We start from the raw sequence: 9,953 nt of genomic DNA, 5'->3' as shown, positions 1-9,953 counted from the left end.
CTATTATCTAGTTTTGAAGGAATGAAAATTTCTTCTTGCATTTTGAAATCATATATGTTATGATAATAAATGTACTTGAAAATTTATATGTTTGGTGACGATAGCGAAGAGGTCACACCCGTTCCCATTCCGAACACGGCAGTTAAGCTCTTCAGCGCCGATGGTAGTTGGGGGTCTCCCCCTGTGAGAGTAGGACGTCGCCAAGCTGTAATTAACTTATTAAGCAACATTTATACCGTCGCGGGGTGGAGCAGTCCGGTAGCTCGTCGGGCTCATAACCCGAAGGTCGCAGGTTCAAATCCTGTCCCCGCAATCATGAAAAAAAACGAAACTTATGTTTCGTTTTTTTGTTTTATCCAAAATTCGAATGATTGGACCTTAACTTATTTGTTTCTTCTTTTGAAACAAGGTAAACTACTTATAGAGCTCTTTGACTACCTTAATGAATATCGTTTCTGGTTCATGTCAGGAACCGAGTGATGATTTTGCCAATAATGATAAAGGTGATTGATATATGCAGCAGGTTGAATGGATTTCAGGAAATGAAGAAGAAACGGCCCTTTTTGCACAGCAGCTGGCACAAAGACTTTCAAGCGGTGATGTGTTGGCCTTGGAAGGCGATTTGGGTGCAGGAAAAACGGCATTTACGAAAGGGCTGGCGAAAGGGCTAGGCGTTACCAGGATGGTGAACAGCCCGACTTTTACGATCATAAAAGAATATAGGGGCCGATTGCCCTTATACCATATGGATGTATATCGGGTAAGTGAATCCGAAGAAGATTTAGGCTTCGATGAATATTTTGAAGGTGATGGTGTGACTGTCGTCGAATGGGCACATTTAATAAAGGATCAGCTTCCTGATGAAATCTTGACCATCTATATTTATCGTCTCGGTGATACTAGCAGGCGAATTGTCCTGGAGCCTAAAGGCGAACGATATGTAACGTTATGTAAGGAGATTATTTGATGAAAGTTTTAGCGATAGATACTTCGAATTTCACATTAGGGGTCGCCCTTGTGGATGGGAGCCAGGTAATTGGAGAATACACGACGAATTTAAAGAAAAATCATTCCGTTCGGGTCATGCCGGCCATCGAGACGCTGCTTAAGGATTGCGATACGGTCCCGAAGGAATTGACCAAGATAGTGGTTGCCAGGGGGCCGGGTTCATATACTGGCGTAAGGATTGGCGTGACGATTGCGAAAACGTTGGCCTGGACGCTCCAAATTCCGTTATCAGGCGTTTCGAGCCTGGAAGCATTGGCAGCTAATGGACGCCATTTTAACGGCCTGATTTCTCCTTTGTTCGATGCAAGAAGAGGGCAGATTTATACTGGATTATATGAAATGAACAATAATCTGTTAAAACCGGTGATTGAAGATTGTAATATCCTATCCTCTGAATGGGCGAAACAATTGAAGGAATTGAATCGCCCCATTTTATTTGTCGGCCAAGATACAGATATCCATCGGGATGCTATCATGGAAGTACTGGGTGAAGCAGCCGTATTTGCCCCGGTACAGTCCTACAACTCAAGACCAAGCGAGCTGGCCTTCCTTGGCCTTAATAAGCCTGAAGAGGATATTCACCAGTTTGTACCGAACTATATACGCATGGCCGAAGCAGAAGCTAAGTGGCTTGAACAGCAGGGGAAATAAAAAGGAAAGCGACCGATTAATATGAGTAAAACATTGACGTTCCGAAAGATGAAAACGGAAGATATCGACCAAGTGCTGCACGTGGAAACACAATCCTTCACGTTGCCTTGGAGCCGGGAAGCTTTTTATAATGAATTGAATCATAATCAATATGCTGTATACATGGTGATCGAGGACGAAGGGAAAATTGCCGGCTATTGCGGCGCGTGGATCGTCATCGATGAGTCGCACATCACCAATATTGCGATTCTGCCTGAATATCGCGGGCAAAAGCTTGGGGAAGCCCTGCTCAGGAAGATGATTGAAATTTCTATTGCCATGGGGGTTGTGAGGATGACGCTTGAAGTTCGCGTCAGCAATCTAGTGGCCATTTCACTTTATGAAAAGCTAGGTTTTCAAAAGGGTGGAATCCGGAAAAATTATTATACAGATAACCTAGAAGATGCTTATGTTATGTGGGTGAATTTTGCATGAAAACAGATCAACTTATATTAGGGATTGAAACGAGCTGCGACGAAACAGCGGCTGCCGTCATCAAGAATGGAACAGAGATAGTGAGCAATGTCGTGGCTTCACAAATAGAAAGCCATAAGCGTTTTGGCGGCGTCGTCCCTGAAATAGCTTCACGTCATCACGTAGAGCAAATCACGCTCGTACTGGAAGAAGCCCTCCGCCAGGCAGGTGTGGGCTATGAGGGTTTGGATGCGATAGCCGTTACAGAAGGGCCTGGTTTGGTAGGGGCGCTCCTGATAGGCGTGAATGCGGCTAAAGCAGTGGCCTTTGCCCATGGGATCCCGATTGTCGGTATACATCATATTGCCGGCCATATTTATGCGAATCGACTTATTCAGGAAATTCAATACCCTGCACTATCTTTGGTCGTTTCAGGCGGTCATACCGAATTGGTGCTTTTGGACGAACCGGGCTCCTTCAAGGTGATAGGGGAGACGCGTGATGATGCAGCAGGGGAGGCCTATGACAAAGTGGCCCGTACTTTGGGGCTTCCCTATCCTGGCGGGCCTCATATCGATAGGCTCGCCCAAATGGGCTCGCCTACGCTGAAGCTACCAAGGGCATGGCTGGAAGGCAGCTACGACTTTTCCTTCAGCGGATTGAAATCGGCTGTGATCAATACGCTGCATAATGCAGAACAGCGCGGGGAAAAGATCGAACCGGAAGATTTGGCTGCAAGCTTCCAGGCAAGCGTAATAGAAGTGCTTGTCATGAAGGCTGTGAAGGCTGCCAAGGAATATGACGTGAAACAAGTGTTGCTTGCAGGGGGAGTTGCGGCGAATAAGGGTCTGAGAGAAGCGCTAACGGAGGCTTTTTCGCAGCTGCCTATCGAGCTATCCATCCCGCCCCTATATCTTTGCACGGACAATGCAGCCATGATTGGTGCAGCCGGCAGTGTGATGTTCGAAAAGGGCAAGCGTTCCGGAATGGACCTGAACGGAAATCCAGGCTTGGATATTGAAGCATTTTAAAGAATGAGAAGGCAGGATCTCTCAAAAGGGATCCTGCCTTTTTGCCCGATCTTTTAAAAATAGAATATTCTGTGGATAAAGTTTATTGAAAAATCAAACACCATGTGTATAAATGGGTGTATATGTGGATAAGTGGATATGTTTCTGTGGATAATGTGTATAACCTCGTTTTACCACCAGTGAATGGCACTTCAATTGTTAACAAGTATGTGGATAACCTGAGCGCGCATTCCTGTGAAAAAGAAAAGACCGAGTCATCAGACTCTGGTCTTTGTCATCCATCCAATTCCGCCCATTCTTCGAGAAGCTGATCCAAGGTAACCTGTGCTTGATCGAGCTTCGTTTGGACCTCCATCACCTTTTCGTGGTCCTGGAAGACATTTGGGTCGCACAGGAGTTCATTGTATTCGTTTATTTCCGCTTCAAGCTGTTCCATGGCCGCCTCGATTTCTTCTATCCGGCGTTTTCTCTGGCGTTCAGCTTTTTTTGCTTCCTTATCGATTTTGTAATTTGTTTTTTCAACAGCTACATCGGCGGTTTTCGCGTGATTTTCCTGTTCAAGCGCCTTGATCTCCGCCTGCTCCTGTTTTTTCTCGACATAGTAATCATAATCACCGAGGAATTCCTCATTGCCATCCTTGGAGAGCTCGATGACCTTCGTGGCGATTCGATTAATGAAATACCGGTCATGTGAGACGAAAAGGATCGTTCCCGAATAATCGATCAGGGCATTTTCAAGCACCAATTTACTGTCGAGATCCAAATGGTTCGTTGGCTCATCCAGAATCAAAAAATTCGCTTTTTCCATCATCATCTTGGCCAGCGCCAGGCGGGCCTTCTCCCCGCCGCTTAAAGTGGAGACGGTTTTCAAAACATCGTCCCCGCTAAAAAGGAAATTCCCGAGAACCGTGCGGATATCCTTTTCCGGTTTAAGGGGATAGTCATCCCATAGTTCGTTCAGAACGCGTTTATTGGAAATCAGGTTGGCTTGCTCCTGATCGTAATAGCTGACGTCGACATTCGTTCCGAACCGGAAAGACCCGGCACGTGCCGGCAGCTTGGAGATGATCGTCTTCAGTAACGTCGATTTACCAACCCCGTTCGGACCGACGAGGGCAATGCTTTCGCCTTTCGTCATCCGCGAGTTAATGTTTTTGGAGACCGTTTCGTCTTCGTATCCGATCGCCAGGTCTTGGAGCTGAAGCACCTCGTTCCCGCTTTGCTTCTCGATCTGGAATGAAAAATTGGCGGATTTCTCATCACCTTGCGGCTTGTCCAGTACCTCCATCTTTTCAAGCTGCTTGCGCCTGCTTTGTGCCCTTTTCGTGGTCGAGGCCCTTGTGATGTTCCGTTGGACGAAGTCGCGGAGCTTTTCGATTTCTCCCTGTTGTTTCTCGAATAGCTTCATGTCCCGCTCATAATCCTCGGCTTTTCCCTCCAGGTAAGAACTATAATTACCATGGTATTTTTTCATATTATTCCGGGAAATTTCATAAACCTGATTGACCACTTTATCAAGAAAATACCGGTCATGGGAAACGATTAGGACAGCGCCTTGATAGCCCTGTAAATATTGCTCCAGCCATGAGAGGGTTTCAATGTCCAAATGGTTCGTCGGCTCATCGAGGATCAAGATATCCGGTTTCCTGAGCAGCAGCTTCCCTAATGCAAGCCTCGTTTTCTGTCCGCCGCTTAAAGTGGATATCAAGGTAGAATAGTCAAAGTCAGCGAACTGAAGGCCATGCAGTACGGACCGGATATCCGCTTCATACTGATAGCCGCCCTTTTCCTTGAAAGCGACCATCAGCGCGTCATATTCATTGAGCACCTTTAGGTAGACGGCTTCATCCTCGAACACATCAGGCCTGGCCATATCCGCTTCAAGGCGGCGCAGCTCCTTCTCTTGGTCCATAAGATCCTTGAATACGGTCAGCATCTCATCCCATATGGTCAGCTCGGACTCGAGGCCCGTATCCTGGGCCATGTAGCCGATGGTGACACCTTTCGGCTTGATGATTTCACCGCCATCATGCGATAGCTGCCCTGCTATGATCTTCAGCAGCGTCGATTTACCCGCACCATTGCGCCCGACAAGTGCAATTCGATCTTTATTTTGAACTTCGAGCTTCATGTTTGATAAAATAAGTTCAGCTCCGTAATATTTTGATAGTTGATTGATTTGTAATAAAATCATAGTTTCACCTCAATTGATTATTTTAAGTGTAACGTATTATAGTTATTATCGGCAATAGCTTGGTTCCGGGCGAAAACAAGCTGTTACATAAAGTGGAATAATAGTGTATTATTTAGGAGGGGTTATTTAATGGCAGACTTGACGCATTTCAATGATCAAGGCAGGGCAAAAATGGTCGATGTAAGTGCCAAGCCGGAAACGACCCGGACGGCAACGGCTCGATCGAGCATATTGGTGAACGCTGAAATATATGAAGCGATCACCAATCAGAAAATGAAAAAGGGTGATGTATTGGCTGTCGCACAAGTTGCGGGAATCATGGCCAGCAAGAGTACGTCCAATATCATCCCGATGTGCCATCCCATCGCACTGCAGGGCGTCAATATCGCCTTTGATTGGGAAAGGGAACCACAGGGATATCGCCTTGGGATTGAAACGGAAGCCAAGACCAAAGGAAGTACAGGTGTGGAAATGGAAGCGTTAACAGCTGCATCCGTGACTGCCCTGACTGTATATGACATGTGTAAGGCCTTGGACAAGGGTATGGTGATCGGGCCTACCTTTTTAGTGGAGAAAACAGGCGGAGTATCCAGCAACGATTATAAAAGACAAGTAAACCAAACAAATAGAGATTGAAAAGCATGTGTGAAGGCGGGGAAGAATAATGAACCATGACCCAAAGATACCGCAGGCAACTGCCAAAAGGCTGCCATTGTATTATCGATTTTTAAAGAACTTACACTCCTCAGGAAAGCAGAGGGTTTCCTCGGCAGAGCTTAGCGAAGCCGTAAAGGTGGATTCCGCTACCATCCGCCGCGATTTTTCCTATTTTGGAGCGCTTGGCAAAAAAGGCTACGGCTACAATGTCAATTATTTATTATCCTTCTTCAGGAAAACACTGGACCAAGATGAGCTGACGAAGGTCGCTTTAATCGGGGTGGGGAATTTAGGGACCGCGTTCTTGAATTATAATTTCATAAAAAATAATAATACTAAGATTGAAATGGCATTTGAAGTTTCCGAAGATAAAGTCGGAAAGCAAATAGCCGACGTGCCGATCTATCATATGGATCAAATCGATACACTATTGCAGGAAAATAATATTACGGCTGCGATCTTGACAGTCCCTGCACAAGTGGCCCAAACGATCACGGATCGCTTAGTCAAGGCCGACATCAAGGGAATCTTGAATTTCACCCCTGCCCGGCTGACTGTGCCCCCATCCATTAGGGTGCACCACATTGACCTTGCCGTCGAGCTCCAATCGCTCATCTACTTTTTGAAGCATTATCCGGTCGTGGAAGAAGCGGCTTTGGAAGAATGAAAAAACGCTGCACTCGCAGCGTTTTTTTATTTTTTCTTATTTTTTTGTGCGGCCTTGATCTTAAAGTGGACCATGATCATTCGCAGGCCTGATCCAAAATCAAGCGTCGCGATAAGGACGAGTATGTAGGCGAAGATTCCCCATCCTGACGAATTGACGGTTTGAATTGCGATCGCCGTAAAAAGGGCACCTAAGCCTGCATAAATGATTCCGATGAATAAAGGGGATTGCCGTTTCATAATAAACCTCCGATGAAGGCCTGTGCAGTATCGAGCATCTTCTCGATTTGCTCGCGATTCACGACTTGAAAGATGACGACAAGCGTATTCATCGCAATATGTGCGCTCATGGACACAAGGATGCGGCCTGTTTTCGCATAAAGGAAAGCAAAGGTAAAGCCCATTGCCGTATATAAAAGAAGATGCTCCAATTCACCATGCGCCAAGCCGAAAATGACCGAGCTGAGTAAAGCGGAAATGAAGAAGTTAAAGCGTTTATGAAGTGATCCGAAAATGATCTTCCGGAAAATGATTTCTTCCAATATCGGTCCGATTACCGAAGTGACGAAAATGACCAAGGGGACTTTGGAAATGATTTCAATGATTTGCTGGGTATTTTCCGATTCAGGCTCCACGCCAAGATTTTGTTCGATGATCCCAGCAACCGTTTGAGCAGCCAGTGCCAGGAACACACCGCCTATCGCCCACAAAATGGATTCGGAAACGGGAGCTTGGTTGCTTGTGTCCATCTTTTCCTTCATATCTTTTCTCATTAAAAAAAGAACCAAGGCTAATGCAACGAAAAAGCTGAATACGATCCAATATGCTGCAGACTTTTGCTCAAGTTCATCAGCTGGCATTCCGATAGAAGACCCTATCAGCATGAAAAGGGGCACCCCGACAATGCTCGATAATTGCATGGCAATGTAAATGATGATGACGAACCAATATTCTTTTTTCAAAAATGAAAACTCCTTTTATTTAGTCGCCCAGTTCGCCTTAAAACGTTCCTGACAGGGGACAATCTATAAACGCATACTCCAAAATGGTATCAAAAAAACAGGCAGAACACCACTCAAAGGTACCCCCGTAAAAACATTTCCCTATCCAATCATTATGTTAATGTAGTATGCCCGGAATTTATCAGAAATTAATAAAAAATTTTCGATAAGATACTTGCAAAAAAGGCTCGGTTTATTTAATATTATAAATGTGTTAGCACTCAATGATGAAGAGTGCTAATAATCCATGAAACAAATTATCAAGAGAATATGAGGAGGTTGTTTCACTTGTTAAAACCATTAGGTGATCGCGTTATTATTGAACTAGTTCAATCCGAAGAGAAAACTGCAAGCGGTATCGTTCTTCCTGATACTGCAAAAGAAAAGCCGCAAGAAGGTAAGGTAGTAGCAGTCGGTACTGGCCGTGTCCTTGAAAATGGCGAACGTGTTGCTTTAGAGGTTGCCCAAGGCGATCTAATTATCTTCTCAAAATATGCAGGTACTGAAGTTAAATACGAAAATACTGAATACTTAATTTTACGTGAAAGCGACATTCTGGCTGTAATCGGCTAATTATACATCATACTTAACTGAACGAAAATTTTCTTAAAATTTTAGGGAGGTACTTAAAAATGGCTAAAGAAATCAAATTTAGTGAAGAAGCACGCCGCTCCATGCTTCGTGGTGTGGATGCACTTGCAGATGCAGTGAAAGTAACGCTTGGACCAAAAGGTCGTAACGTGGTTCTTGAGAAAAAATTCGGTTCACCGCTTATCACGAATGACGGTGTGACGATCGCTAAAGAAATCGAATTGGAAGATGCATTCGAAAACATGGGTGCGAAACTGGTTGCTGAAGTAGCAAGCAAAACAAACGACGTAGCTGGTGACGGTACAACGACTGCAACGGTTCTGGCACAAGCGATGATCCGTGAAGGCTTGAAAAACGTTACAGCTGGTGCGAACCCAATGGGTATCCGCAAAGGGATCGAGAAAGCGGTCAACTCTGCCATCGCAGAATTGAAAGCCATTTCCCAACCTGTCGAAAACAAGGAATCGATTGCACAAGTTGCTGCCATCTCTTCAGCTGATGAGGAAGTGGGCCAACTGATTGCCGAAGCGATGGAGCGCGTTGGCAACGACGGCGTCATTACAATCGAAGAGTCAAAAGGCTTCACAACGGAATTGGACGTAGTAGAAGGTATGCAGTTCGATCGCGGATATGCCTCTCCTTACATGGTTACTGATTCAGATAAAATGGAAGCAGTCCTTGAAAATCCATATATCTTGATCACTGACAAAAAAATTACGAATATCCAAGAAATCCTGCCTGTACTTGAGCAAGTCGTACAACAAGGCAAGCCGCTATTATTGATCGCTGAAGACGTTGAAGGCGAAGCGCTTGCGACTCTTGTAGTGAACAAGCTTCGCGGAACTTTCAATGCAGTTGCGGTTAAAGCTCCTGGATTCGGTGACCGTCGTAAAGCAATGCTTGAAGACATCGCAGCTCTTACAGGCGGCGAAGTGATCACGGAAGAAATCGGACTTGACCTTAAATCTGCAACGATCGATTCTCTAGGCCGTGCGTCTAAAGTGGTTGTTACGAAAGAAAACACAACGATCGTTGAAGGATCTGGCGATACAGCGCAAATCCAAGCTCGTGTAAACCAAATCCGTGTTCAATTGGAAGAAACGACTTCTGAATTCGACCGTGAGAAATTACAAGAACGCCTTGCTAAATTAGCTGGCGGTGTAGCGGTCATCAAAGTCGGTGCTGCCACTGAAACAGAATTAAAAGAACGCAAGCTTCGCATTGAAGATGCTTTGAACTCCACTCGTGCTGCCGTTGAAGAAGGTATCGTAGCCGGTGGTGGTACAGCACTTCTTAACGTATACAATAAAATCGCTGAAATCCAAGCGGAAGGCGACGTAGCAACAGGCGTGAAAATCGTCCTTCGTGCCATCGAAGAGCCGGTACGCCAAATCGCTCACAACGCTGGACTTGAAGGCTCTGTAATCGTAGAACGCCTAAAAGGCGAAGCAGTAGGCACTGGCTTCAACGCAGCTACTGGCGAATGGGTCAACATGATCGCATCCGGTATCGTCGATCCAACTAAAGTAACTCGTTCAGCTCTACAAAACGCTGGATCAGTTGCAGCCATGTTCTTAACAACAGAAGCTGTTGTTGCGGACAAACCAGAACCAGCAGGCGCCGGCGGCATGGGCATGCCTGACATGGGCGGCATGGGTGGAATGGGCGGAATGATGTAATAAACATCATAAAGCCTTGTTA

11 protein-coding genes, 1 tRNA gene and 1 rRNA gene are annotated in these 9,953 nt (G+C 45.5%); 10 read left to right on the top strand and 3 right to left on the bottom strand.

Annotated elements, in window-relative coordinates:
* The first annotated feature begins 90 nt into the window (after nucleotides 1-90).
* The 6 genes from rrf to tsaD all read left to right on the top strand — a co-directional run bounded on the left by rrf (nucleotide 91) and on the right by tsaD (nucleotide 3,143).
* Nucleotides 91-206 (top strand): 5S ribosomal RNA (rrf, locus tag QNI08_RS19990).
* 33 nt (nucleotides 207-239) lie between these two features.
* Nucleotides 240-313, top strand: a tRNA-Met gene (locus tag QNI08_RS19985).
* A 201-nt stretch (nucleotides 314-514) separates the two neighbouring features.
* A complete protein-coding gene (gene tsaE / locus QNI08_RS19980) occupies nucleotides 515-967 on the top strand; it encodes a tRNA (adenosine(37)-N6)-threonylcarbamoyltransferase complex ATPase subunit type 1 TsaE (protein WP_285769132.1) in 453 nt (150 codons plus the stop codon).
* Nucleotides 967-1,659, top strand: a complete 693-nt coding sequence (gene tsaB, locus QNI08_RS19975) for a tRNA (adenosine(37)-N6)-threonylcarbamoyltransferase complex dimerization subunit type 1 TsaB (RefSeq protein WP_285769131.1) — start codon at nucleotides 967-969, stop codon at nucleotides 1,657-1,659. Before tsaE ends, tsaB begins: the two co-directional genes overlap by 1 nt.
* A gap of 21 nt (nucleotides 1,660-1,680) precedes the next feature.
* Nucleotides 1,681-2,133 carry a ribosomal protein S18-alanine N-acetyltransferase gene (rimI, locus tag QNI08_RS19970; protein WP_285769130.1) on the top strand — a complete coding sequence of 151 codons (453 nt, stop codon included), beginning with the start codon at nucleotides 1,681-1,683 and terminating at the stop codon, nucleotides 2,131-2,133.
* The gene (tsaD, locus tag QNI08_RS19965) at nucleotides 2,130-3,143 is read left to right on the top strand and encodes a tRNA (adenosine(37)-N6)-threonylcarbamoyltransferase complex transferase subunit TsaD (protein ID WP_285769129.1); all 1,014 of its coding nucleotides are present in this window, start codon (nucleotides 2,130-2,132) and stop codon (nucleotides 3,141-3,143) included. Before rimI ends, tsaD begins: the two co-directional genes overlap by 4 nt.
* A gap of 274 nt (nucleotides 3,144-3,417) precedes the next feature.
* Here the strand turns inward: tsaD and QNI08_RS19960 are convergent, their stop codons facing one another.
* Nucleotides 3,418-5,337, bottom strand: a complete 1,920-nt coding sequence (locus tag QNI08_RS19960; RefSeq protein WP_285769128.1) for an ABC-F family ATP-binding cassette domain-containing protein — start codon at nucleotides 5,335-5,337, stop codon at nucleotides 3,418-3,420.
* Between the two features lie 129 nt (nucleotides 5,338-5,466).
* On the opposite strand from QNI08_RS19960, the gene moaC reads away from it, so the two are divergent.
* Both moaC and QNI08_RS19950 read left to right on the top strand, forming a co-directional pair.
* Nucleotides 5,467-5,973, top strand: coding sequence for a cyclic pyranopterin monophosphate synthase MoaC (moaC, locus tag QNI08_RS19955; RefSeq protein WP_285769127.1), 507 nt, complete (start codon nucleotides 5,467-5,469; stop codon nucleotides 5,971-5,973).
* Nucleotides 5,974-6,001: 28 nt separating this feature from the next.
* Nucleotides 6,002-6,661: a redox-sensing transcriptional repressor Rex gene (locus QNI08_RS19950; protein ID WP_061461200.1), complete on the top strand. Its 660-nt coding sequence runs from the start codon at nucleotides 6,002-6,004 to the stop codon at nucleotides 6,659-6,661.
* 26 nt (nucleotides 6,662-6,687) lie between these two features.
* On the opposite strand, the gene QNI08_RS19945 is transcribed toward QNI08_RS19950, so the two are convergent.
* Together QNI08_RS19945 and QNI08_RS19940 are read right to left on the bottom strand one after the other, a co-directional pair.
* The gene (locus QNI08_RS19945; protein ID WP_285769126.1) at nucleotides 6,688-6,900 is read right to left on the bottom strand and encodes a YdiK family protein; all 213 of its coding nucleotides are present in this window, start codon (nucleotides 6,898-6,900) and stop codon (nucleotides 6,688-6,690) included.
* A complete protein-coding gene (locus QNI08_RS19940) occupies nucleotides 6,897-7,622 on the bottom strand; it encodes a CPBP family intramembrane glutamic endopeptidase (protein WP_285769125.1) in 726 nt (241 codons plus the stop codon). The genes QNI08_RS19945 and QNI08_RS19940 overlap by 4 nt, the downstream gene beginning before the upstream one ends.
* Nucleotides 7,623-7,949: 327 nt before the next feature.
* Here QNI08_RS19940 and groES point away from each other — a divergent pair, with 327 nt between their 5' ends.
* Together groES and groL are read left to right on the top strand one after the other, a co-directional pair.
* Nucleotides 7,950-8,234: a co-chaperone GroES gene (gene groES / locus QNI08_RS19935; RefSeq protein WP_061142109.1), complete on the top strand. Its 285-nt coding sequence runs from the start codon at nucleotides 7,950-7,952 to the stop codon at nucleotides 8,232-8,234.
* A 59-nt stretch (nucleotides 8,235-8,293) separates the two neighbouring features.
* Nucleotides 8,294-9,931: a chaperonin GroEL gene (gene groL / locus QNI08_RS19930; protein ID WP_061142110.1), complete on the top strand. Its 1,638-nt coding sequence runs from the start codon at nucleotides 8,294-8,296 to the stop codon at nucleotides 9,929-9,931.
* Nucleotides 9,932-9,953: the final 22 nt, after the last annotated feature.

Origin of the sequence: Peribacillus folii (assembly GCF_030271255.1) — a bacterium.
Classification (GTDB): domain Bacteria; phylum Bacillota; class Bacilli; order Bacillales; family DSM-1321; genus Peribacillus.
Note: the sequence above shows the minus strand (reverse complement) of the source record. Positions and strands in the feature narration are given on the sequence as shown.